Origin of the sequence: Bacillus sp. UNC69MF, assembly GCF_000746035.1 — a bacterium.
GTDB lineage: Bacteria > Bacillota > Bacilli > Bacillales > Bacillaceae > Bacillus > Bacillus velezensis.
The window spans coordinates 659192-681273 of sequence record NZ_JQKM01000003.1; the positions used below are offsets into that span (position 1 = coordinate 659192).

The following is a 22082-nucleotide window of genomic DNA, read 5'->3' on the forward strand; positions in this document are numbered from 1 at the left end:
GGAGGTCTCTCATGGGGAATAGATGCAAAAAACGGCTGCTCGCAATCGCCTGTATCGGCATGCTGCTCCTTGGCGGATGCTCGCTCCCGGGATTGAGCGCCGCATCGGAGGACACCATTAAAATCGGCGCGCAAAGCATGACCGAATCAGAAATCATCGCGAGCATGCTCGGACAGATGATCGAACATCACAGCGGGTTGAAGACAACGGTTATTAAAAATCTCGGCTCCAATGCCGTACAGCAGCAATCCTTGATAAACGGTGATATTGATATCGCCGCGACGCGCTATACAGGAGACGCGCTGACGGGCACGCTTCGCATGGAGCCGGAAAAAGACCCGGACAAAGCGCTGCGGCTCGTTCAGCGTGAATTTCAAAACAGATATGACATGAAATGGTTTGATTCTTACGGCTTTGATAATACATACGTCTTTACCGTTTCCGGACAGCTTGCCCGCAAGTATCATTTAGAATCGGTATCCGATGTCAAAAAAGAAGCGTCTCATCTGAAATTCGGCGTCGATAACTACTGGATGAAGCTGAGAGGCAACGGATATCAGGATTTTATGAACACATACGGAATGTCATTTGAAGGTACGTATCCGATGCAGATCGGCCTTGTTTACGACGCGCTGAAAAGCAGAAAGATGGATATCGCGCTCGCTTATTCCACCGACGGAAGAATCATCGCTTACGGACTGAAAACGCTGAAGGATGATAAGCGGTTCTTTCCTCCGTATGACTGTTCACCCGTCGTTCCGGATCAAGTATTAAAAGAGCATCCCGAACTGGAGGGCGTGATCAATAAAATGATCGGCGCGATTGATACAAAGATGATGCAGAAAATGAATTACGAAGTTGACGGCCGATTAAAAGAGCCGTCCGTCGTGGCCAAGGAATATTTAGAAAAACATCATTACTTTGAATAACGGAAAGGAGATGTGCGGATGGACACGATGAAGGAGCTGTTTACGTATTATGCTCAAAACGGCAGTTATGTTCTGTATGAGTGCTGGCGGCACTTTCTCATGTCGGCGTACGGCGTCGTTTTCGCCGCCGTTCTCGCCATTCCGGCCGGAATTGTGACAGCAAGGCACGGGCGTCTCGCCGGCTGGGTGTTTGCTGTGGCGAACGTGATTCAAACCGTTCCGGCGCTTGCGATGCTCGCCGTCCTGATGCTCGTCATGGGACTCGGCGCCAATACGGTCATCACGGCTTTGTTTTTGTATTCACTGCTGCCGATTCTCAGAAATACGCACACGGGCATTATCAATATCGAGCACGCTTATCTCGAGTCGGGAAAAGCGATGGGCATGACGAAATACCAAATCCTTCGTATGGTGGAGCTGCCGCTTGCGCTTTCCGTCATTATGGCGGGTCTCCGAACGGCGCTCGTCATTGCGATCGGCATCACGGCGATCGGCACCTTCGTCGGTGCGGGCGGCCTCGGCGATATGATCGTCAGAGGGTCGAACGCGACAAACGGAACCGCCATTATTTTGGCGGGCGCCATCCCGACCGCGCTGATGGCGGTAGCCGCAGACCTGCTGATGGCGTGGCTGGAACGAGCCCTCAGCCCGGTGAAAAAACAAAAAAGAAAGCTGATCGTACGCTCAGCCTAATGAAAAAAGCATTCTTCCGCGTGAAGGATGCTTTTTTTTGATTTCTTGATTAAATTTTGATAACTGCGCTGTAAAGTCTTACTTATCAAATAACAAAGCAGAGGGGTAATCAAATGAGCAACATCATAGAAACGAGACAGCTGCAAAAATCATTCGGCAGACAACAGGCAGTGGCTGATGTGTCTCTATCAGTAAAACGCAACAGTATATACGGCCTGCTCGGTCCGAACGGCGCGGGAAAATCAACGACACTTAAAATATTGACCGGCATGCTGCAGCAAACATCCGGCGAGGTTCTGTTCGACGGACATACATGGAAGCGCGAAGATTTGAAAAGCATCGGTTCCCTGATTGAAGCGCCGCCGCTTTACAGCAACCTGACAGCCGCTGAAAATCTGAAAGTCCGCTGCGTGATGCTCGGACTGCCTGATTCAAGAATTGCGGAAGTGCTGGAAATCACGGGATTAACGGGAACCGGAAAAAAGCGCGCCGGACAATTTTCTATGGGAATGAAGCAGCGTCTCGGCATTGCGTTAGCATTATTAAACCGTCCGTCGCTCTTAATTCTTGATGAGCCGACAAACGGATTGGACCCGATGGGAATTCAGGATTTGCGGGAATTTATCCGCTCTCTGCCCGGACAGGGAATGACGGTTATTTTATCTAGTCACCTGTTATCAGAAGTCGAGCAGATCGCAGACCATATCGGAATCATCAGTGACGGCGTTTTAGGATATCAGGGAGAAATCAGCCGGGAAGACGATCTGGAGCGGCTGTTTCTGGAGGTAGTCAAATCAACACGGGAGAAAGCGGGGACAGGGAAATGATTCAGTACATGCAGGCGGAACATCTTACATCTAAAAGAACATTTATCAGAAAGCTGATCATTCTGATTCCGCTTCTGAACACGGCTTTTTCTTTTCTGCTGAATGCCGCCTATTTTATGACGGGCACGTTCAATTGGTGGGCGGTTATTTTCATGCCGCTTATGATTGCTCTAATGTGCGGTTTATCTGTTAAAAAAGAGAAAAAATCTGCGAATGACCGTGCGGTGTACTCACTGCCGGCTGACTTGAAGAGCATATGGTTCTCAAAAATAAGCTTGATCGCGCTGTATTCACTCCTGTCGCAAATCGTCTTTTTAGTCATCATGTTTTTGCTTGGCCTTATGTTTCCGGCAATTGCTGCGGTTCAGCTGAAAGGTATTGAAGCAAGCTCCCTTTTGTGGCTGTCTACGCTTTGGGAAATTCCGTTCTGCTTATGGATTGCCAGACAGTTCGGGTTTACGGCAGTCATCCTCATGAATATGATCGCCGCCTTTGTTTTAGGCATTGTGCCGGCGTCAGGTTCATTGTGGTGGCTGAGTCCATGGAGCTGGTCAGTCCGGGTGATGTCACCGATTCTCGGGATCCATCCGAACGGAATTCCGCTTCCTGCAAACAGCGGCTTATTAAACGGAAACGTGATCATTCCGGCTATTATTCTTTCTATTCTTTCTTTTATCGCGGTAAGTTTTGTTTCCGCCGTGTCTTTTTCAAAAGGGGGAAACCGGTCATGACCGTGCTTTTACGATATATGTGGGCCGATGTATTAAAAATGAAGCGCACGCCGCTCATATGGATGCATGCTGCGGCGCCGGTTTTATGCGCGGGATTTTTCCTGTTGTATATGTATGGAAGGGTTCAGGAGCCTTATATGCTGTACAGTGTGTTTTTCAGCGCGATTGCCGTTTTATACCCTTTAATCATCAGTATTGTCTGCGGCATGTCTGCCTCGGTTGAGGAACAGGCGGGCCATTTTCAGATGATGCTGGCGGTCCCGCATTCTAAAATCATCAGTTTTGCGGGCAAGCTGCTTTTGCTGCTCCTATTGAATGTGTTATCGGTAGGTCTCGCCATCTGTCTTTATTTGGCGGGGATGAAATTTGTTCTTCACATCAATGATCTCCCGTATCTTCTCTTTTTAAAAGGAGGGGCGTGGCTGATTGCCGGCAGTATTCCGCTTTATATGATGTCTTTTTTTGTCGGCATAAAGTACGGCATGGGACCGTCCGGGCTTTTAGGGGGAGCAGGTTTATTAATGGCGGCGCTCATGAATACGGGACTTGGCGATACCATCTGGCGTTTTTTCCCGTGGGCATGGAGCGTACGGCTTTCAGGCCTTGCAGGACTGCTGCATTTTGACAAAGTCAAAAAAGAGTTCCTCCCTTATGTAAGATACGATATGAGATTCGGAGAAATAATGTTATATTTTTCTATAGTGATATTATGTCTGGCCGGCCTCTATTGGTGCAGAAGATGGGAAGGGCGGCGTTCATATGAATAAAGGCAAGGAGCGATTCGGCCGGTGGCAAACATTTTAGCAATTGATGATGAAAAAGATATTCTCGTTCTGATCAGAAACATTTTACAGCGTGATCAGCATACAGTAACGATTCTGGAAAAAGCGGAGGATCAGTCATTGGATTTTTTTCAAGGCTATGATTTGATTCTTCTTGATATCATGATGCCCGGAACGGACGGGATTGAACTCTGCCGGCGGATTCGCCCGCTGGTGGACAGCCCGATCCTGTTTTTAACGGCAAAGTCTGACGAAGAATCCATTGTGAAAGGCCTCATGACAGGCGCTGATGATTACATCACAAAGCCGTTCGGCGTACAGGAATTGATGGCAAGGGTAAACGCGCATGTCAGAAGGGAACGGCGGGAAAAGCATCAGACGAAACGGCTGATATCAGGCTTCATGTTTGATTTTGACAATAAAGAAGTATGGATTGATGACCGGAAACTGCCTCTTACGAAAAACGAATATAAAATCGTTGAATGTCTGGCACAGCATAAAAACAGAACATTCTCACGGGAGCAGATTTACGAGGAAGTGTACGGCTTGGACGGCGATGCGCTCTATTCAACCATTACGGAGTTTATCAGAACCATCCGGAAAAAATGTAAAGAACACGGGGCTGATCCGATCAAAACGGTGTGGGGTGTCGGATACAAATGGGAATAGCAAAAGGAAAATCCAGCATCCGCAAAGAGCTTGTCAAATTTACGATCACACTGTGTCTGAGCACGATGGGGGTGGCGGCATTATGTGTCGCCTTAAATGCCATTGCTATGAATGCCGGAGCGATCCTGCCCGCAAACTACAGCGAGCATGAGGCGGAACAGATCAAACCCCGCCTGAAATCAGCGGAAAAGATAACAGAAGACATGATCCCCGCAGGTATGACATACGCCGTTTTTGATAAAAAAACAAAGCGGATGACAAAAGGAACGATGACGGAACAAGATGCGGCCAACGCGAGAAAAAAGATTCAGCATCAGCCGTATTTTAATTATGCTCAAAAAGGATTCATGGTGATAAATCGGAAAGATGAATACGGCGTTCTCCAATATTCACTCAGGTCGGAATTTCAGTCGCTGCTGTTAAGGCGCTATCTGCCGAATTATGAATGGACGGGTCTTACGATTCTGATCACTTTGCTTCTTTTGACCGTTTTTATTGTGACGACGCGTTTCGCCAATCAGCTGAGACGGCATTTCAGCACACTCAGCTCCATTACGGCAAGCATTCAAAAACAGAATTTAAATATCAATCCAAAAAGGTCGCGTATAAAAGAATTTGACGATGTCATTGACTCTCTGCTGAAAATGAAAGACGCGCTTCAGGCATCTCTGGCGGCGCAATGGGAGGCGGAGCGGATAAAGAAAGAACAAATCGGCGCGCTTGCGCATGATATTAAAATTCCGGCAACGATCATTAAAGGAAATGCCGAACTGCTTCAGTTAACAAAGCCTGATGAGGAGCAGGCGGAATATGCGCAGTATATTCTGGATGCCGGAAACAAAATCGAGCATTATGTCGGACAGCTGATCCAGCTTTCTAAAGCGGAGGAGGCAGTTGCCGTTCATGTGGAATATACCGACCTCAAAGAGTGGATTCAAAACATATATCGTGACGCGGCGGCGCTTGCGGGCCCGAAACAGATTGATCTCGTCCTCAGCGAACGGGGAATTGACAGAAAAGAAGCGCCGATCGATCATGAGCTGCTCCACAGGGCGGTCATGAATATCGCGGCAAATGCCGTCGACTATACGCCGGAAGGAGGGGAAATCCGTGTGGACGTCCTGTGCACCGATTCCGCCCTCCATCTCGCCGTATCCGACAGCGGAAGCGGGTTCTCGCCGGAAGCGCTGAAAAGAGCGACACAGCTTTTTTACACGGAGGATAAAAGCAGACATTCGGCGGGGCATCACGGCATGGGGCTTACATTCGCCCATCATGTCGTACATCTTCACCACGGCGAATTAATACTTGAAAATCAGGAGTCTGGAGGAGCCCGGGCGGAGATTCGAATTCCGCTGGAAGGCGTCAGACAAAAACAAGCCCTGCACGCCTGAGGGCTTGTTTTTCTGTTTAAGAAAAGCAAAAATAAAAACGGCTGTCCGTTTGAGAGATCAGCCGCTTATGCGGAAAAGAGTTTATCAGGAAGGATCAATCCATGTTGAAGACCACTTGGAAATTTCCTCTAAAATAGGGGCTAATGCGCAGCCTTTTTCCGTTAAAGAATACTCAATGCGGACAGGCGTTTCGGGGATAACATCCCGTTTGATGACACCTTCTGTTTCAAGTTCTTTCAGACGTTCTGACAAGACTCTTCCGCTTAAATTCGGAAGCGCCGCTTCAATTTCGCTAAATCGCTGCTGTCCGTTCAATAACTGAAAGACGATTAGAGCCACCCAGCGTTTACTTAGGATGTCGACCGCTTTTTCGAATCTGGGGCACATTTCTGATTGGTTCATGCTTTTTCACCTCGTCTTCTGCTATTATACCGCAAAATCGGAGGGAACGTACGTCTGGCGCTTGTTAAGTTGAGGAGAGGATCAAAAAGAGGATGAGGAATCCGGGGAGCGTTTTTTCGCTTCAGCCGCAATAAAATCAAAGTATTTGCTGACGCTTTCAATATCTTCTTTTGTGAAGTGCTGCCACTTTTTGCTGTCAAACAGCGGCAGATGCTCCGCGCCTCTGTCAACGGCGGTCTGATAGATGGCGCAGATGGATTGATAGCTTTCGGAGGTTTCGCGGATTTCTTCCTGAAATGCCTGGATGTGTCCGGCCCGCGCCATTAACTCCTCGTACGGAATTTTTAATGTGTCCGCCAATTTTCGGATGGTCGCGGGTTTAGGAATGCCGCGGTGCCCGTTTTCAATTCTGGAAATGGTCGCCGAGCTGACGCCGGAATAGACGGCAAGCTGATTGACGGTAAGCTTCCGGGCGCGGCGCAGCTCTCTTAATTGCTTTCCGAATGTGTTCAATAAGATCGCCTCACATGTGCAAAGTCATGAGTCTTCATTTGTTCTTTTTTTGGCTTCAGCCGATAAGAACGCAAAGTATTTATCAAGCAGAACCAAGTCTTCTTTCGACAGGTGCCGCCAGTTCTCCCGCTCCAATAGGGATAAATCATGCAGCTCATACGTTTCGGCTTTTTCCAGCAAGGTGCAGCCCGTGTCGTACGGGGCTCTCGTTTCCTGAACGGTCTCTATGTATCCCGCCGTCTGCATCAGTTCCTCATACGGGATTTTTAACGCATCTGCGAGCTTTTTAATGGTTGCAGGTTTCGGCACCCCGCGTTTGCCGTTTTCAATCCGCGAGATTCCCGCGGCGCTCACGCCTGAATACGTTGCCAGCTGGTTCACTGTCAGATGCCTTTTTTCCCGCAATGTCCGCAATTGTTTCCCGAAGCTTTCCACAGTCTCTCCCCCTCCCGCGGTCTATTTATATTCTAGTATGTTTATTGACTAAAGGGAATAGCCAGGCTGGAAAAGTATTGACAAAAGTTAACAAAAGCCGTATCTTATGTATAAGAAAGAAAGTATTTGACAGAACGGAAGGTGAAGAAAGTGGTCGAAAAGATACAGATCAGAAGAGATTATGTGCTGCAGTATATGGTCAATAATGACTACTCGTTAAACCAGCTCGCCCTGGAGATCGGAATATCTCCCGCCACACTGAGCCGTGTACTGAATGGAGAGCGGAGGCCGGGCCAGCTGGTCATCGGAAAAATGCTCTATTACTTTGACATGAAATTTGAAGATCTTTTTTACTACGACTTTGTTGACAAAAGTCAATGATGATGGAAGATTCAAACGCATTTCCGTTTTTCTGACATGATGTGCACCGATACGGCGTGACATGCCTTTGTTTTTCATGTAAAATAGAAGCAATGTAGGCCAGTCAGTCTGGAGGTGTATGGGATGCACACATTATTGATTACCTTATTGGTCATCGTCAGTATTGCACTTATTATTGTCGTATTGCTTCAAACCAGCAAAAGCGCCGGTTTATCGGGTGCAATTTCAGGCGGGGCGGAGCAGCTTTTCGGAAAACAGAAAGCAAGGGGCCTTGATCTGATTCTTCACCGCACAACCGTTGTGCTGGCAGTCTTGTTTTTCGTGTTGACGATTTCGCTAGCGTATATCGTATAAGGCAATGTTTGTATAAGGTCTGATTTAATATCAGGCCTTTTTCTTGTTGAGAGACGGCGTTTGTTTCTCGCAAAACTGTGGAAAACTAAATTGAATGTGCAAAAAAGGGGTTATGAGCATGAAAATTGTGACACCAAAACCATTTACATTTAAAGGCGGAGACAAAGCGGTGCTTCTGCTGCACGGATTTACGGGAAATACGGCAGACGTCAGAATGCTCGGCCGCTACTTGAATGAGCGCGGCTACACTTGTCACGCGCCTCAATATAAAGGGCACGGCGTTCCGCCGGAAGAGCTGGTACATACAGGGCCTGAAGATTGGTGGAAAGACGTCATGGACGGTTATGAATATTTACGGTCTGAAGGCTATGAAAACATTGCGGCCTGCGGACTGTCGCTTGGCGGGGTTTTTTCATTGAAATTGGGTTACACTGTACCCATAAAGGGAATTGTTCCTATGTGTGCGCCGATGCACATTAAAAGTGAAGAGGTTATGTACGAAGGAGTTCTTTCCTACGCGCGCAATTATAAAAAATTCGAAGGAAAACAGCCGGAGCAGATTGAAAAGGAAATGAAGGAGTTTGAAAAAACACCGATGAATACGCTCAAATCGCTTCAGGAGCTGATTGCCGATGTGCGCAAAAACGTCGACATGATCTATTCCCCGACATTTGTGGTTCAGGCACGGCATGACCATATGATTAATACAGAAAGTGCGAACATCATTTACAACGAGGTGGAAACGGACGACAAACAGCTGAAATGGTATGAAGAATCAGGCCATGTCATTACGCTCGATAAAGAACGGGATCTCGTTCATCAGGATGTGTACGAATTTTTAGAGAAACTCGATTGGTAACAAACAGGAGGTCGAATAATGGAAAAAGAAGCGTTTATGGACCGTCTTCTCGCGTTTATGAAGGAAGAGGCGTACAAGCCCCTTACCGTTCAGGAACTTGAGGAGATGCTGAACATCACGGAAGCAGATGAATTTAAAGAGCTGGTAAAAGCGCTGGTGGCGCTCGAGGAGACGGGACAGATCGTCCGCACCAGAAGCAACCGCTACGGGCTTCCGGAAAAAATGAATTTAGTAAAAGGAAAAATTTCCGCGCATGCAAAGGGATTCGCGTTTCTATTGCCGGAGGATACCTCTTTAAGCGACGTGTTTATTCCGCCGAATGAGCTGAATACGGCCATGAACGGCGATATCGTCATGGTGCGGCTCAATTCCCAGTCAAGCGGATCGAGACAGGAAGGCACGGTCATCCGCATCTTGGAAAGAAGCATCGACCGCGTCGTGGGCACATACACAGAAACGAAAAGCTTCGGTTTTGTCATCCCGGATGATAAGAAAATCACGAGTGATATTTTTATTCCGAAACATGCCAATAACGGCGCTGCGGAAGGCCATAAAGTCGTCGTCAAACTGACAAGCTACCCTGAAGGCAGAATGAACGCCGAAGGAGAAATCGTTGAAATACTCGGCCATAAAAATGATCCGGGCATCGATATTTTATCAATTATCCATAAGCACGGCCTGCCGGGAGATTTTCCGGCTGAAGCGATGGAGCAGGCAACAAGCACGCCGGATACCATCGATGAAAAAGACATCAAAGACCGCCGTGATCTCCGCGATCAGGTCATTGTCACCATTGACGGCGCGGATGCGAAGGATCTGGATGACGCCGTCACCGTGACAAAGCTTGATAACGGCAGCTACAAGCTCGGCGTCCATATTGCCGACGTCAGCCATTACGTCACGGAGAATTCCCCGATTGACAAAGAAGCGCTGGAAAGAGGGACAAGCGTGTACTTGGTTGACCGGGTCATTCCGATGATTCCGCACAGACTGTCTAACGGAATCTGTTCTTTAAATCCGAAGGTCGACCGGCTGACGCTTTCCTGCGAAATGACAATCAACCAGCAGGGCCAGGTGACAGAGCACGAGATCTTCCAAAGCGTCATTAAAACGACGGAAAGAATGACCTATTCAGATGTCAACCAGATACTCACAGAAGACGACGCCGAGCTGAAAGAAAGATATGAGCCGCTCGTCCCGATGTTTAAAGACATGGAACGTCTGGCGGAAATTCTCCGGGCGAAACGGATGGACCGCGGCGCCGTGGATTTTGATTTCAAAGAGGCGAAAGTGCTCGTCGATGAGGAAGGCGCCGTTAAAGACGTCGTCATCAGAGAGCGCTCAGTAGCGGAAAAGCTGATTGAAGAATTCATGCTTGTCGCAAACGAAACGGTGGCCGAGCACTTCCATTGGATGAACGTGCCGTTTATTTACCGGATTCACGAAGAGCCGAACGCCGAAAAACTGCAAAAGTTCTTGGAGTTCGTCACGACATTCGGTTATATCGTTAAAGGAAAAGCCGGAGACATTCATCCGCGCGCGCTGCAAAGCATTCTTGATGAAGTGCGGGACCGTCCGGAAGAAACGGTGATTTCAACCGTCATGCTCCGTTCCATGAAGCAGGCGAAATACGACCCGCAAAGCCTGGGCCATTTCGGGCTGGCGACTGAATTTTATACGCACTTCACATCGCCGATCCGCCGTTATCCTGACTTAATCGTTCACAGGCTGATCAGAACGTATTTGATCAACGGACAATCGGACGAAGCGACTCAAGAAAAGTGGGCCGAACGCCTTCCGGAAATCGCTGACCATACGTCAACAATGGAACGGCGCGCCGTTGATGCAGAGCGGGAAACGGACGATCTGAAAAAAGCGGAATATATGCTTGATAAAATCGGCGAGGAATTTGACGGCATGATCAGTTCCGTCACGAATTTCGGAATGTTTGTCGAGCTGCCGAATACGATTGAAGGTCTTGTGCACGTCAGCTTTATGACGGATGATTATTACCGTTTTGACGAGCAGCATTTCGCCATGATCGGCGAACGCACGGGCAACGTTTACCGGATCGGAGACGAAATCACGGTCAAAGTCGTCGACGTCAATAAAGATGAGAGAAACATCGACTTTGAAATTGTCGGCATGAAAGGCACCCGCCGTCCGAGAGAAACGACAGGCGACCGCAGAAAACGCGGCAGACCGGCGCGGAAACGCGTGTTAAACAGCAATACCCCGGCTTCACCGCCGAAATCGGAGGAAAAAGGGGAATGGTTTACAAAACCGAAGAAGAAAAAGAAAAAACGGGGTTTCCAAAACGCGCCGAAACAAAAACGCAAAAAGAAGAAGTAAATGCGAAAAGCAAATGGGGCAAAATGCTCTGTTTGCTTTCTTTCGCAAGCCGCATTTTCATTGTCGCGGAACGCTCCATTTGCTAAAATAAAGCGTATCGCACACATGAACGGTTTTTGCGGAGAGAGGAGGAGAAGGCATGCCAAAAGGATCAGGCAAAGTATTATCGCAAAACAAAAAAGCAAACCATGATTACTTTATAGAAGAAACCTATGAAACAGGCATCGTGCTGCAGGGAACAGAGATTAAGTCCATCCGCGCCGGCCGCGTAAACATGAAGGATTCCTTTGCGAAAATCGAGCGCGGCGAAGTGTTCCTCCACAACATGCACATCAGCCCGTACGAGCAGGGAAACCGCTATAACCACGACCCGCTCCGGACGAGAAAGCTTTTGATGCACCGGAAAGAAATCAATAAGCTGATCGGCCTGACAAAAGAGAAAGGCTATTCCCTCGTGCCGCTGAAGCTGTATTTGAAAAACGGCTTTGCCAAAGTGTTAATCGGCCTCGGAAAAGGGAAGAAAACATACGATAAACGCGAAGATTTAAAACGAAAAGACGCCAAAAGAGAAATCGAAAGAGCGTTCAGAGACAGACAAAAAGGCTTCTGATGCCTGAGCCTTGATGTGATAACTGCCGTATGCTATACTGTTCACACATCAAATTCACAGGCTGTTTATTGAAGACATTCCCAATTGAATTTGTCTGTGATCATGATATAATAACAGTACAGCCAGTTAAGCAAGAGCTTGATAGATCTCCCGTATACCCTTAACAAGGGGACGTTACGGATTCGACAGGGATGGATCGAGCTTGAGCTGCGAGCCGAGAGGCGATCTCGTTAACACGCACCTAAATATAACTGGCAAAACTAAAAGTTTTAACCAAAACTTAGCACTAGCTGCCTAATAAACGCAGCGAGCTCTTCCTGACATTGCCTATGTGTCCGTGAAGAGCACATCCAAGTAGGCTACGCTTGCGTTCCCGTCTGAGAACGTAAGAAGAGACTGACAGACTAGCTCTCGGAAGGCCCGCCCGCAGGCACGAAGACGAGTGAAACACGAAATATGCAGGCTACGCTCGTAGACGCTTAAGTAATCGATGTTTCTGGACGTGGGTTCGACTCCCACCGTCTCCATACATAACAGAGGAACCGCAGTGCTGTCACATGACGCACTGCGGTTTTTTCATGCCGAAAAAAGGAGTGAATGTAAATGGAAATCGTCATCATAGACGGAAAAGATGTTACAAGCACAGAAGCATTACACCGAATCTTAAAAGATCAATTAGAATTCCCGGACTTTTATGGTGAAAATCTGAATGCCTTATGGGATTGTCTGACAGGCTGGATCGAACTTCCGCTGACTTTGGTGTGGAAGAATTTTGACATCAGTCAGAAGGAATTGGGTTCGGATGCTGATAATGTATTAAGGATATTAAAAAAGGCTCAGGCAGAATTAGATGGTGAATTTTTCATTTAAATCGATCAGCCGTCAGCCGGGACAACGGACAGGCACTAAAAAGTGCGTACTTCCCCTCATCTATTTTTCTATCCGATAATAGGGACGGAAGGTTTCAGGCTTTCGATTTCTGTCCATATATAAGAAGAGACTTGCGATAGGGAGGAATGGATGATGGATTTGCAGTTGAAAGGAAAGACGGCGCTTGTGACGGGATCTACGTCAGGCATCGGGAAGGCGATTGCGGCTTCGCTGATTGCAGAAGGTGCGGCCGTGATCATTAACGGCCGCCGTGAAGAAAAGGTGAACGAAACGATCCGGGAACTAGAGAAACAGACGCCGGATGCCCGTCTCTATCCGGCCGCATTTGATTTAGGCACGGCGGAAGGATGCGGCGCGATTTTTCAGCAGTACCCTGATGTGGATATTCTCGTCAACAATTTAGGAATCTTTGAACCTGCGGAATACTTTGATATTCCTGACGAAGAGTGGCTCCGGTTTTTCGAGGTGAATATCATGAGCGGCGTGAGGCTGACACGCCGGTATGCAAAGCGGATGATTGAACGGAAGGAAGGGCGGGTGATTTTTATCGCGAGTGAAGCGGCCGTCATGCCTTCTCAGGAAATGGCCCATTACAGCGCTACGAAAACAACGCAGCTGTCGCTGTCACGCAGTCTGGCCGAGCTCACGGAAGGGACGAATGTGACGGTGAATACGGTCATGCCCGGCTCCACGAAAACAGAGGGCGTCGAAACAATGCTCGAGTCGCTTTATCCCGGTGAAAACCTGACCGCGGCGGAGGCGGAGAGACGATTTATGAAGGAGAATCGTCCGACGTCGATCATTCAGCGATTGATCCGTCCGGAAGAAATCGCCCACTTTGTCGCCTTTTTAAGCAGCCCGCTGTCGTCTGCCATTAACGGATCTGCATTGCGGATCGACGGCGGCTTGGTGCGGAGCATTATATAAGATGAACGTACAAAAACCCCCGTAAAGCGGGGGTTTTTTTAATGCGGATCATGCTGAAACCGGCTGATGATCCTGCTGATTAAATCTTTTGTGGCGGAGTCAAAATGCTCTTCTATTTGGTTTGTCAACAGCCCGACCGGCGGTGAAATTGTTAAGTTATGAATCGGAATGACCTTCGTGCCCTCGATCGGTTCTGAGTGCGCCGTCGCCGTAAAGATTGAGACGCCGATATTTTCCCTGACATAGTATTGGTGAGCCATGCTGCTGGTCAGCTCCATTTTTCGATAGCGGCTGCCGATGGCCCGCTGCAGGTGCTGTTCAATTTGAATCCGGATCGGGCAATTGGCGGGCGTAAAAATCAGGCATTCATTTTCTAAATCCTCGAGATTGACGCTTGCTTTGGCGGCAAGGGGATGTCTGTCGGACACGATGACATTGAGCGAGTCATGGAAAAACGGATCGAAATAATTTTCCAGAATCAGCTCCGGCTCGCCGCATACGGCAAAATCAATGGCGCCCTCCAGCAGTTTGCGGCTGCATGTATTGGCATCATCCACGCTGACATTGACCGACATGTCAGGATAATCATCTAAAAACCCCCGCAGTACGGCAGGGAAGATCAGGCTTGCCGTCGGTTCGGATATGCCGATCTGAATAAGGCCGGCCTGGCCCTGTCTGATATCGGCCAGAGTATGGTCAAGCACCTCGTATTGCGCGAGAAGCTGCCCGGCCCGCTCATGAAACAGCCGCCCCGCCCTTGTCAGCTTCAGCTTCTTTCCCCGTTCAAACAGCTGCGCGCCTACATCCTGTTCCAGCTGTTTAATCCGCATTGAAATTGTCGGCTGTGAGTAGTTCAGAATTTCGGCGGCTTTATAAAAGCTGCCTGACTGTACGATCGTATGGAACGTTTTAATGGTGCGTAATTCCAACGAAATCCCCTCCCGGCTGTTCATTAATTTTCTTGAACCTTTCCTTTACTTTTTTTGATTAGTCAAATAAATCAGTTTGCTTTATAGTATAAACAATCAAAGCTTAGTAAACAAATTGGAATTATATATTTTTGCGGGGAGAGTGACCGGAATGAGTGAAGACATATTTCGATTGGCTGAGAAAAAGGATGCGCCGGAGTTTTTAGAGCTGCTGTACAGCGCGTTTCAGCCGATCCGCAATTTGGAGATTGACTGGCCGTCGGCGCGGGCCGACATCGATATGGTAACAGAAAATATTGAAAATCATTCAGCCGTCGTGCTCGAACGGGACGGACGGCTTCTTTCAACCATTACGATCCGTTTTCCGTGGGAGAGTGACACGCCTCCGTCAAAATATCCGTTCGTCTGGTGGTTTGCGACGCTTCCTGAGCTGAAGGGGCAGGGCATCGGCAGCAAACTTTTGACTTATGTGGAGGAACACGTGCTGCGGGATACGCTGAAGGCCCCGGCCATCACGCTCGGCACTTCGGCGCGCAAGCATCCCTGGCTTGTCGATATGTACAGACGGAGGGGGTATGAAGTGTATTTTGAGCAGGAGAAAGACGGAGACATCGGAGTCATGATGAGAAAGGTGCTCATACCGGAGCGGTTTGACGCGTCGCTGTTAGGCACACCGAGCTGGGCGCAATGATAAAAAAACGGATCAGAGCCGGCTGTCTGCTTCTGCTGCTCGGTGTGCTGGCCGGGTGCGGGCAAGGAGAAAGCACAAAAGCGGGGAGCGGCGTGCAGACCGTCATTGTCGGCACGGGAACTGATTTTCCGAACATTGCTTTTATGGATGAAAAAGGCGAGCTGACCGGCTATGACATTGAAGTGATAAAAGCCATTGATAAACAGCTGCCGCAATACAAATTTGTCTTTAAGACGATGGATTTTTCGAATCTGCTTACAAGTCTCGGAAACCGGAAAATTGACGTGATCGCGCACAATATGGCGAAAAATAAGGAACGGGAGAAACGCTTTTTGTATCACAAAATCCCGTATAACTACTCGCCGATGTACATCACGGTGAAGGCGGATAATGACGCGATACACACGCTCCGGGATTTAAAAGGGAAAACCGTCATCGTCGGCGCAACGTCAAACGCGGCGGATTATATGACGGCATACAACAAAACCCACGGCAGCCCGATACATTTGAAATACGCCGGGCAGGGCAGCAGTGATACAGCAAACCAAATTGAGACAGGACGCGCTGACGCCACCGTATCCACGCCGTTTGCCGTCGATTTTCAAAATAAGACGCACGCGTTCAAACAAAAAACGGTCGGTGATGTGCTGCTGGATACCGAGGTGTATTTTATGTTCAATAAAAACAGCCAAACCCTGGCGGACGATACGGATCGGGCGATTCAAAAGCTTGAGAAGGACGGCACATTGAAAAGACTGAGTGAAAAATGGCTCGGCGCGGATTATTCAAAATCAAGTTTCACGAAATAATTGAAGCAGAAAACGGGGCGATCACATGAAAATAAGATTGGCGGTCATGTCATTAACAATTGCCGCAACGGCGGCGTTATCAGCCTGCGGCGCGGGCGGGGAGGCGGCATCAGGAAATCAGAAAAACGTGAAGAACATTACGGTCGGCACCGGCACTCAATTTCCGAATATTTGCTTTATTGATGATAAAGGCAAATTGACGGGCTACGACGTTGAGCTGGTGAAAGAGCTTGACAGGCGCCTGCCGGACTATCGTTTCACTTTTAAAACGATGGATTTCTCCAACCTGCTTGTCAGCCTCGGCCAGCATAAAGTCGATATCGTAGCCCATCAAATGGAGAAAAGCGCCGAACGGGAGAAAAAATTTCTGTTCAATCAAGTCGCGTATAACAACTTCCCGCTGAAAATCACGGTGCTTCAAGATAACGGGAACATTCACGGCATTGAGGACTTGAAAGGAAAGCGGGTCATTACAAGTCCGACGTCAAACGGCGCGCTTGTGCTGAAAAAATGGAATGAAAAACACGGCAGTCCGTTTGAAATTGCTTATGCCGGCCAAGGCTCCAACGATGCGGCCAATCAGCTGAAATCCGGCCGCGCCGATGCGACGATTTCTACGCCGTTTGCCGTCGATTTCCAAAACAAAACGAGCGCGATCAAAGAAAAAACGGTCGGCGGGGTGCTGTCAAATGCCAAAGTGTTCTTTATGTTTAACAAAAATGAACAAACGCTGAGCGATGACATTGATAAAGCCCTGCAGGAAATCATTGATGACGGCACGCTTAAAAAGCTGAGTGAAAAGTGGCTCGGCGCGGATTATTCAAAGGAGCAATATTAAGTGAAAAAGAGAGGGATCGGCAATGGAAAAAGCGTTTGATATCAGTATGATCGCGTCCTTTGTGCCGACATTGCTCGGGTATTTGCCCGTCACGCTGTATATATTGGCGGTGTCTTTGCTGTTCGGCTTTCTATTGGGGCTGCTTTTGGCGCTGCCCCGCATCTATCGCATTCCCGTTTTGAATCAGTTTGCGAAGCTGTATATCTCTTTTTTCAGAGGAACGCCCATCATGGTGCAGCTGTTCATTGTATTTTACGGTATTCCGGCGCTCACGGCGCTCGCCGGGATTGATACCTCCAAAATGGACCCTTTGTATGCGGCCATCGCCACGTATGCGCTGAGCAGCGCGGCAAGAGCGGCCGAAATCATCAGGGGAGGTGTGAACAGCGTCGACCGCGGGCAGGCGGAGGCGGCTTTCAGCATCGGGCTGAACGGGGGGCAGACATTCCGGCGCATCATTCTGCCGCAGGCGCTTGTGCAGGCCTTTCCCAACATCGGGAATATGGTGATCGGTTTCTTAAAAGATACATCGCTCGCTTTTTCGATCGGGGTGATGGATATGTCGGGCAGAGGACAGACCTTGATTACATCGAGCAATCATTCTTTAGAAGTGTATATCTCGCTTTCTGTTCTGTATTATGCGGCCGCCCTTTTATTTGAATGTGTCTTCAGATGGGCCGAAAAACGAATCAAGAAAGATGAGACGCGCCTTGTGACGGTTTTTGACATGAGCGCGCACGGCTGAAAAGGAGGGAGAACAGTGGAGCTGGATATTCCATTTATCGGCACTGCGATCAAACAAATGATGAAAACCGTTCCGCTTACATTGGCGATGACGGTCATTCCGATTATTGCCGGATTTTTCATAGCTCTCGGCAATATCACGGTGCGTATATTCCGCATCAAATGGCTGCTGGCCTGCTCAGCGTTTTACGTGTCTTTTTTCCGCAGCACCCCGGCGATTCTCCATATTATGCTGATTTATTTAGGGGTTCCGCTGATTGCCGATCAATTCAGCCGCGCGTTTCATCTCGGCTGGTCGGCCAATCAGATTCCGGTCGCCGTGTTTGTCATCATGGCACTGTCATTAACGGCAGGCGCTTATATGACGGAAATTCTCCGATCCGGGATCATGGCCGTCGATACGGGGCAGGCGGAGGCGGCATATTCAATCGGCTTGACGCGGGGCCAGATGATTCGGCGTGTGGTTCTGCCGCAGGCGTTCATGATATCGCTGCCGAACTTCACCAACATAGGCATCGGCTTTTTGCATACCACTTCCATCGCGGCCATTGTTGCGGTGCCTGAAATTACAGGAACGGCGACGATTGCGGCATCCGATAACTATGCATTTCTGGAAGCATTTATCGGGGCGGCCGTGATTTATTGGGGATTAACGCTGATTCTCGAAGCTGTAAACAGTCTGGCAGAAAAAAGGGCAGCCAGATATCAAGGAGGCGCATTATGATCGAAATCCGAAACATTCAGAAACATTTTGGCAGTCATCACGTGCTAAAGGGCATCAATTTAAGTGTCCGGAAAGGAGAAGTCGTGACCATCATCGGCCCGAGCGGTTCCGGGAAAACCACTTTTCTGCGCTGCCTTAATTTACTTGAGCGGCCGGATGAAGGCGCCATTTCGCTGCACGGTGAAGTCATTAACTGCAAAAAGCCTGCCAAAAAAGACATTCTCAGACTGAGGAAACAGACGGCGATGGTTTTTCAGCAATATCATTTGTTTTCGCATAAAACGGCGATTCAAAATGTTATGGAAGGCCTGACGATCGCAAGGAAAATGAAAAAAACAGATGCGTACGCCATTGCCGAGCGGGAACTGGCCAAGGTGGGGCTTCAGGATAAATTGCACGCCTATCCGAATCAGCTGTCGGGAGGACAAAAGCAGCGGGTCGGAATTGCCAGGGCGCTTGCCATTCATCCTGATGTGATGCTGTTTGATGAACCGACCGCAGCCCTCGATCCGGAGCTTGTCGGCGAGGTGCTCGAGGTGATGCTTAACATTGTGCGGACCGGCGCCACCATGATCATTGTTACTCATGAAATGGAATTCGCCAGAAGAGTGTCCGACCGAATTGTGTTTATGGATGAAGGAGCAATCGTGGAACAAGGAACGCCTGAGGAAGTCTTTTACAAGACGAAAAAAGAAAGAACGAAGAAGTTCCTCCGCCGCGTGCTGCCTGATTACGGTTATGACATAAAAGAGCGCATAAAGGAGCCTGTCGTATGATTCGTTTAAGCATTTTAGACCAAAGTGTCACCGCGGAAAACCAAACCGCAGAAGAAGCCTTGCGGCAAACGGTGAAATTGGCTCAGGAGGCTGAACAATACGGATATGACCGTTTCTGGGCGGCGGAGCATCATAACAATGAAGAGATAGCGGGATCAGCGCCGGAAATTGTTCTGGGGTATCTTGCCGCAAGCACGAAAAAAATCCGTCTCGCATCCGGCGGGGTGATGCTGCAGCATTACAGTCCTTATAAAGTGGCGGAGCAGTTCCGGGTTTTGTCCGCTCTTGCTCCCGGCCGTGTGGCGCTTGGTGTCGGCAAAGCGCCCGGCGGATTTCAGCTGTCAACCGATGCGCTGCAGCGGGAGCTTATCCAGCCCGCCCGTTTATTTGAAGAAAAGCTTGAGGAGCTGACTCATTTCATCCGAAATGATTTTCCGGACTCACACCGCTATGCGTCATTGCGGCCGGCGCCGCATACTGAGTATGCGCCTGACCTCTTTTTGCTCGGCGGCAGCGCGGAAAGCGCGATATCCGCGGCCAAACTCGGCATTTCCTTCGTTTTCGCCTATTTCATAAACGGTGAAGAGGCTGCGTTAGAAAAAGCGCGCCACGCCTTTGACGAGCATCTGCCGAAAGGATCGAAGGCGGAATTTCACCTTGCGCCGATGGTATTTACCGCGCATACAAAAGCAGAAGCGGAAAAACACGTCGTATCGCGTGAGTCGGTCAAAATCATTCTCGAAGACGGCAAAAAGGTGAATGTCGGTTCCCGGGAACAAGCGGAAGCGTTTCTTGAACAAGTCACGCAGCCATATAAGCTGATTACACAAAAGACGGGTGTGATTGCCGGGACAAAAGAAGAGACTGCCGCCGAGCTGCGACGATTATCCGTTCAGTACAGCATTACTGATTTTGTGATTTTGTCGCCTATCAAAAACGCTGAGGAAAAACGATTGTCTTACCGGCTGTTAAGCGAAGCGGTGCAGCCGGCCCCACAATTATAGGAGGGATGAACATGAGTCATGAAGTAAACGTTGTGGTCTGGAGCAAACAGGGCTGTGCGTATTGCGATGAAGTGAAAGGATATTTGCGGGAAAAGGCCATTGCATACGAAACAATTGATGTGACAGAGCGGGACGAATTGCGTGACGTGCTGCAGATGAAATACGGCATCCGTCATGTCCCCGTCGTTGAACTCGGTAGCGGTGACAGCCGTGTGTATCAGGCCGTTACTCAAGTCGGCATTGAACATGTAGAACGGGCGCTTGCCGATTACGAGGGGAAAAAGGGGGAGAGAAAATGAGCCGGACGGATCTAATTCAATTCGGAGCCATGATTCACGGTGTCGGCGGCACAACGGACGGCTGGCGTCATCCCGACGCCGATCCGACAGCAAGCACGAATGCGGCGTTTTACAGGCAAAAAGCGCAGACTGCAGAAAGAGGGCTGTTCAGCTTTGCTTTTATTGCGGACGGCTTGTTCATTTCTGAAAAGTCCATCCCGCATTTCTTAAATCGGTTTGAGCCGATCACTATCTTATCGGCGCTTGCCGCCTCTACAACCCATCTTGGTTTAATCGGCACATTTTCCACATCGTTCACTGAGCCGTTCACCATCGCAAGACAGCTGATGTCTCTTGACCATATCAGCGGCGGCCGGGCGGGCTGGAATCTCGTCACCTCTCCGCAGGCGGGAGCCGCGCGCAATCACAGCAAAGAAAGCCTTCCCGACCACAGCCGGCGCTATGCCATCGCCCAGGAACATGTGGACGTGGTGCGCGGTCTGTGGAATTCCTGGGAAGAAGATGCCTTCGTCCGCAACAAAGAAACCGGGCAGTTTTTTGACCCTGACAAACTGCATCGCCTGTATCACAAAGGCGAGTATTTTCAAGTGGAGGGCCCGCTGAATATCGGCCGGTCCAAACAGGGAGAGCCGGTCGTTTTCCAAGCGGGGTCTTCAGAAACCGGCCGGTCGTTTGCCGCGAGGAATGCAGATGCAGTCTTTACGCACTCCAATTCACTTGAGGAAACGAAAGCTTTTTATGATGATGTGAAGAAGCGGGCGGCGGATTACGGCCGGGACGCTACCAAGCTGCGGATCTTTCCGGGAATCAGTCCGATTATAGCCGGCTCACAAGAAGAAGCGGAAGCGAAATACCAAGAATTCGCCGAGCTGATTCCCATAGAGAACGCCGTTAAATATGTGGCCAGATTTTTTGACGATTATGATCTGAGCCGTTTTCCGCTGGATGAGCCGTTTCCTGATTTGGGCGACGTCGGGAAAAACGCGTTTCAAAGCACGACAGACCGTATCAAAAGGGAGGCGAAAGCCCGGAATCTTACGCTGCGTCAAGTGGCGCGCGAAGCCGCGTTTCCGCGAACCCATTTTATCGGCACACCGGAACATGTGGCATCATTAATTGAAACATGGTTTCAGCGGGAAGCGGCGGACGGGTTTATCATTCACTCTGACATCCCCGGCATGCTTGAAGCTTTTGTGGATCATGTCATACCGATCCTCCAGGAAAAGGGGCTGTACCGAAAAAGCTATCCGGCGGATACACTGCGGGGGAATCTCGGGTTGGATATTCCGGTCTGTAAATCAAATCCGATGTTGAGCAGAAACTAAATGTTTCTGCTTTTTCTGCTGCTTGCCATTCCCGTCATTAAAGGGATCCCGCCAGCATTTTGGATAAGAAAAGAGCCGATTTACCCCGTTAACCGTTAAGAGTAAATCGGCTCTTTATTATTTAAAAGACGTAAGGAATGAAAACCTGCTGAATGCAATCCTTCAAACTTATATTCCTTAAGAAATTGTTATAA

Annotated in this window: 27 protein-coding genes and 1 other RNA gene; 24 read left to right on the top strand and 4 right to left on the bottom strand. The window is 49.0% G+C overall.

Features of this window, described 5'->3' with window-relative positions:
• Nucleotides 1-11 precede the first annotated feature (11 nt).
• From BR62_RS0103280 to BR62_RS0103310, 7 genes are all read left to right on the top strand, one after another.
• The gene (locus tag BR62_RS0103280; RefSeq protein ID WP_015240602.1) at nt 12-929 is read left to right on the top strand and encodes an osmoprotectant ABC transporter substrate-binding protein; all 918 of its coding nucleotides are present in this window, start codon (nt 12-14) and stop codon (nt 927-929) included.
• Between the two features lie 18 nt (nt 930-947).
• On the top strand, nt 948-1622 hold the full coding sequence (locus tag BR62_RS0103285) for an ABC transporter permease (protein ID WP_032869656.1): 675 nt from the start codon (nt 948-950) through the stop codon (nt 1620-1622).
• Nucleotides 1623-1735: 113 nt separating this feature from the next.
• Entirely contained in the window at nt 1736-2449 is a 714-nt protein-coding gene (locus tag BR62_RS0103290) for a lantibiotic protection ABC transporter ATP-binding protein (RefSeq protein WP_003151665.1), read from the top strand.
• Complete coding sequence (locus BR62_RS0103295) at nt 2446-3180, top strand: lantibiotic immunity ABC transporter MutE/EpiE family permease subunit (protein ID WP_007409981.1); 735 nt, start codon at nt 2446-2448, stop codon at nt 3178-3180. The genes BR62_RS0103290 and BR62_RS0103295 overlap by 4 nt, the downstream gene beginning before the upstream one ends.
• Nucleotides 3177-3947, top strand: a complete 771-nt coding sequence (locus tag BR62_RS0103300; RefSeq protein WP_015240598.1) for a lantibiotic immunity ABC transporter MutG family permease subunit — start codon at nt 3177-3179, stop codon at nt 3945-3947. The genes BR62_RS0103295 and BR62_RS0103300 overlap by 4 nt, the downstream gene beginning before the upstream one ends.
• Before the next feature lie 21 nt (nt 3948-3968).
• A complete protein-coding gene (locus tag BR62_RS0103305) occupies nt 3969-4631 on the top strand; it encodes a response regulator transcription factor (protein WP_007409983.1) in 663 nt (220 codons plus the stop codon).
• The gene (locus BR62_RS0103310) at nt 4622-6025 is read left to right on the top strand and encodes a sensor histidine kinase (RefSeq protein ID WP_032869659.1); all 1404 of its coding nucleotides are present in this window, start codon (nt 4622-4624) and stop codon (nt 6023-6025) included. Before BR62_RS0103305 ends, BR62_RS0103310 begins: the two co-directional genes overlap by 10 nt.
• Nucleotides 6026-6109: 84 nt before the next feature.
• On the opposite strand, the gene BR62_RS0103315 is transcribed toward BR62_RS0103310, so the two are convergent.
• From BR62_RS0103315 to BR62_RS0103325, 3 genes are all read right to left on the bottom strand, one after another.
• Nucleotides 6110-6427, bottom strand: coding sequence for a winged helix-turn-helix transcriptional regulator (locus BR62_RS0103315; protein WP_003151672.1), 318 nt, complete (start codon nt 6425-6427; stop codon nt 6110-6112).
• Nucleotides 6428-6508: 81 nt separating this feature from the next.
• The gene (locus BR62_RS0103320) at nt 6509-6940 is read right to left on the bottom strand and encodes a helix-turn-helix domain-containing protein (RefSeq protein WP_032869661.1); all 432 of its coding nucleotides are present in this window, start codon (nt 6938-6940) and stop codon (nt 6509-6511) included.
• A 24-nt stretch (nt 6941-6964) separates the two neighbouring features.
• Nucleotides 6965-7375 (bottom strand): transcriptional repressor RghR, encoded by a 411-nt coding sequence (locus tag BR62_RS0103325; RefSeq protein ID WP_003151677.1) that lies wholly within the window; start codon nt 7373-7375, stop codon nt 6965-6967.
• Between the two features lie 195 nt (nt 7376-7570).
• Between BR62_RS0103325 and BR62_RS0103330 the strand changes: the two genes are divergently transcribed.
• From BR62_RS0103330 to BR62_RS0103360, 8 genes are all read left to right on the top strand, one after another.
• The gene (locus tag BR62_RS0103330) at nt 7571-7756 is read left to right on the top strand and encodes a helix-turn-helix domain-containing protein (RefSeq protein ID WP_087920807.1); all 186 of its coding nucleotides are present in this window, start codon (nt 7571-7573) and stop codon (nt 7754-7756) included.
• A gap of 123 nt (nt 7757-7879) precedes the next feature.
• Nucleotides 7880-8110, top strand: coding sequence for a preprotein translocase subunit SecG (gene secG, locus BR62_RS0103335; RefSeq protein WP_003151681.1), 231 nt, complete (start codon nt 7880-7882; stop codon nt 8108-8110).
• A gap of 118 nt (nt 8111-8228) precedes the next feature.
• Entirely contained in the window at nt 8229-8969 is a 741-nt protein-coding gene (locus BR62_RS0103340; protein WP_007409986.1) for an alpha/beta hydrolase, read from the top strand.
• A gap of 18 nt (nt 8970-8987) precedes the next feature.
• Entirely contained in the window at nt 8988-11321 is a 2334-nt protein-coding gene (gene rnr / locus BR62_RS0103345; RefSeq protein WP_031378334.1) for a ribonuclease R, read from the top strand.
• Between the two features lie 139 nt (nt 11322-11460).
• Entirely contained in the window at nt 11461-11931 is a 471-nt protein-coding gene (gene smpB / locus BR62_RS0103350) for an SsrA-binding protein (RefSeq protein WP_003151688.1), read from the top strand.
• Nucleotides 11932-12098: 167 nt separating this feature from the next.
• Nucleotides 12099-12461: a transfer-messenger RNA gene (gene ssrA, locus BR62_RS18975) on the top strand.
• Nucleotides 12462-12534: 73 nt separating this feature from the next.
• Nucleotides 12535-12801: a barstar family protein gene (locus BR62_RS0103355; protein ID WP_032869663.1), complete on the top strand. Its 267-nt coding sequence runs from the start codon at nt 12535-12537 to the stop codon at nt 12799-12801.
• Between the two features lie 153 nt (nt 12802-12954).
• Entirely contained in the window at nt 12955-13749 is a 795-nt protein-coding gene (locus tag BR62_RS0103360; protein WP_015418226.1) for an SDR family NAD(P)-dependent oxidoreductase, read from the top strand.
• Nucleotides 13750-13787: 38 nt separating this feature from the next.
• Here the strand turns inward: BR62_RS0103360 and BR62_RS0103365 are convergent, their stop codons facing one another.
• Nucleotides 13788-14678: a LysR family transcriptional regulator gene (locus BR62_RS0103365; RefSeq protein ID WP_032869665.1), complete on the bottom strand. Its 891-nt coding sequence runs from the start codon at nt 14676-14678 to the stop codon at nt 13788-13790.
• A 151-nt stretch (nt 14679-14829) separates the two neighbouring features.
• Here BR62_RS0103365 and BR62_RS0103370 point away from each other — a divergent pair, with 151 nt between their 5' ends.
• The 9 genes from BR62_RS0103370 to BR62_RS0103410 are packed head-to-tail and all read left to right on the top strand — an operon-like array spanning nt 14830 to nt 21888.
• On the top strand, nt 14830-15369 hold the full coding sequence (locus BR62_RS0103370) for a GNAT family N-acetyltransferase (RefSeq protein ID WP_003151702.1): 540 nt from the start codon (nt 14830-14832) through the stop codon (nt 15367-15369).
• On the top strand, nt 15366-16178 hold the full coding sequence (locus BR62_RS0103375; RefSeq protein ID WP_032869667.1) for an amino acid ABC transporter substrate-binding protein: 813 nt from the start codon (nt 15366-15368) through the stop codon (nt 16176-16178). The genes BR62_RS0103370 and BR62_RS0103375 overlap by 4 nt, the downstream gene beginning before the upstream one ends.
• 25 nt (nt 16179-16203) lie before the next feature.
• Nucleotides 16204-17016: an amino acid ABC transporter substrate-binding protein gene (locus tag BR62_RS0103380; RefSeq protein WP_020956346.1), complete on the top strand. Its 813-nt coding sequence runs from the start codon at nt 16204-16206 to the stop codon at nt 17014-17016.
• 22 nt (nt 17017-17038) lie between these two features.
• Entirely contained in the window at nt 17039-17761 is a 723-nt protein-coding gene (locus BR62_RS0103385) for an amino acid ABC transporter permease (protein WP_007409997.1), read from the top strand.
• 15 nt (nt 17762-17776) lie between these two features.
• Entirely contained in the window at nt 17777-18484 is a 708-nt protein-coding gene (locus BR62_RS0103390; protein ID WP_020956345.1) for an amino acid ABC transporter permease, read from the top strand.
• The gene (locus BR62_RS0103395) at nt 18481-19260 is read left to right on the top strand and encodes an amino acid ABC transporter ATP-binding protein (RefSeq protein WP_015418222.1); all 780 of its coding nucleotides are present in this window, start codon (nt 18481-18483) and stop codon (nt 19258-19260) included. Before BR62_RS0103390 ends, BR62_RS0103395 begins: the two co-directional genes overlap by 4 nt.
• On the top strand, nt 19257-20264 hold the full coding sequence (locus BR62_RS0103400; RefSeq protein WP_021494132.1) for an LLM class flavin-dependent oxidoreductase: 1008 nt from the start codon (nt 19257-19259) through the stop codon (nt 20262-20264). The genes BR62_RS0103395 and BR62_RS0103400 overlap by 4 nt, the downstream gene beginning before the upstream one ends.
• Before the next feature lie 11 nt (nt 20265-20275).
• Nucleotides 20276-20563, top strand: a complete 288-nt coding sequence (locus BR62_RS0103405) for a glutaredoxin family protein (RefSeq protein WP_031378341.1) — start codon at nt 20276-20278, stop codon at nt 20561-20563.
• Nucleotides 20560-21888 carry an LLM class flavin-dependent oxidoreductase gene (locus tag BR62_RS0103410; protein ID WP_032869669.1) on the top strand — a complete coding sequence of 443 codons (1329 nt, stop codon included), beginning with the start codon at nt 20560-20562 and terminating at the stop codon, nt 21886-21888. Before BR62_RS0103405 ends, BR62_RS0103410 begins: the two co-directional genes overlap by 4 nt.
• The last annotated feature ends 194 nt before the right edge of the window (nt 21889-22082 follow it).

Excerpts from the sequence above, each read along its gene's own strand:
- BR62_RS0103280 (WP_015240602.1), top strand. The coding sequence starts at position 12 with ATGGGGAATAGATGCAAAAAACGGCTGCTCGCAATCGCCTGTATCGGC.
- BR62_RS0103285 (WP_032869656.1), top strand. The coding sequence starts at position 948 with ATGGACACGATGAAGGAGCTGTTTACGTATTATGCTCAAAACGGCAGT.
- BR62_RS0103290 (WP_003151665.1), top strand. The coding sequence starts at position 1,736 with ATGAGCAACATCATAGAAACGAGACAGCTGCAAAAATCATTCGGCAGA.
- BR62_RS0103295 (WP_007409981.1), top strand. The coding sequence starts at position 2,446 with ATGATTCAGTACATGCAGGCGGAACATCTTACATCTAAAAGAACATTT.
- BR62_RS0103300 (WP_015240598.1), top strand. The coding sequence starts at position 3,177 with ATGACCGTGCTTTTACGATATATGTGGGCCGATGTATTAAAAATGAAG.
- BR62_RS0103310 (WP_032869659.1), top strand. The coding sequence starts at position 4,622 with ATGGGAATAGCAAAAGGAAAATCCAGCATCCGCAAAGAGCTTGTCAAA.
- BR62_RS0103315 (WP_003151672.1), bottom strand. The coding sequence starts at position 6,427 with ATGAACCAATCAGAAATGTGCCCCAGATTCGAAAAAGCGGTCGACATC.
- BR62_RS0103330 (WP_087920807.1), top strand. The coding sequence starts at position 7,571 with ATGGTCAATAATGACTACTCGTTAAACCAGCTCGCCCTGGAGATCGGA.
- secG (WP_003151681.1), top strand. The coding sequence starts at position 7,880 with ATGCACACATTATTGATTACCTTATTGGTCATCGTCAGTATTGCACTT.
- BR62_RS0103340 (WP_007409986.1), top strand. The coding sequence starts at position 8,229 with ATGAAAATTGTGACACCAAAACCATTTACATTTAAAGGCGGAGACAAA.
- rnr (WP_031378334.1), top strand. The coding sequence starts at position 8,988 with ATGGAAAAAGAAGCGTTTATGGACCGTCTTCTCGCGTTTATGAAGGAA.
- smpB (WP_003151688.1), top strand. The coding sequence starts at position 11,461 with ATGCCAAAAGGATCAGGCAAAGTATTATCGCAAAACAAAAAAGCAAAC.
- BR62_RS0103355 (WP_032869663.1), top strand. The coding sequence starts at position 12,535 with ATGGAAATCGTCATCATAGACGGAAAAGATGTTACAAGCACAGAAGCA.
- BR62_RS0103360 (WP_015418226.1), top strand. The coding sequence starts at position 12,955 with ATGGATTTGCAGTTGAAAGGAAAGACGGCGCTTGTGACGGGATCTACG.
- BR62_RS0103370 (WP_003151702.1), top strand. The coding sequence starts at position 14,830 with ATGAGTGAAGACATATTTCGATTGGCTGAGAAAAAGGATGCGCCGGAG.
- BR62_RS0103375 (WP_032869667.1), top strand. The coding sequence starts at position 15,366 with ATGATAAAAAAACGGATCAGAGCCGGCTGTCTGCTTCTGCTGCTCGGT.
- BR62_RS0103380 (WP_020956346.1), top strand. The coding sequence starts at position 16,204 with ATGAAAATAAGATTGGCGGTCATGTCATTAACAATTGCCGCAACGGCG.
- BR62_RS0103385 (WP_007409997.1), top strand. The coding sequence starts at position 17,039 with ATGGAAAAAGCGTTTGATATCAGTATGATCGCGTCCTTTGTGCCGACA.
- BR62_RS0103395 (WP_015418222.1), top strand. The coding sequence starts at position 18,481 with ATGATCGAAATCCGAAACATTCAGAAACATTTTGGCAGTCATCACGTG.
- BR62_RS0103400 (WP_021494132.1), top strand. The coding sequence starts at position 19,257 with ATGATTCGTTTAAGCATTTTAGACCAAAGTGTCACCGCGGAAAACCAA.
- BR62_RS0103405 (WP_031378341.1), top strand. The coding sequence starts at position 20,276 with ATGAGTCATGAAGTAAACGTTGTGGTCTGGAGCAAACAGGGCTGTGCG.
- BR62_RS0103410 (WP_032869669.1), top strand. The coding sequence starts at position 20,560 with ATGAGCCGGACGGATCTAATTCAATTCGGAGCCATGATTCACGGTGTC.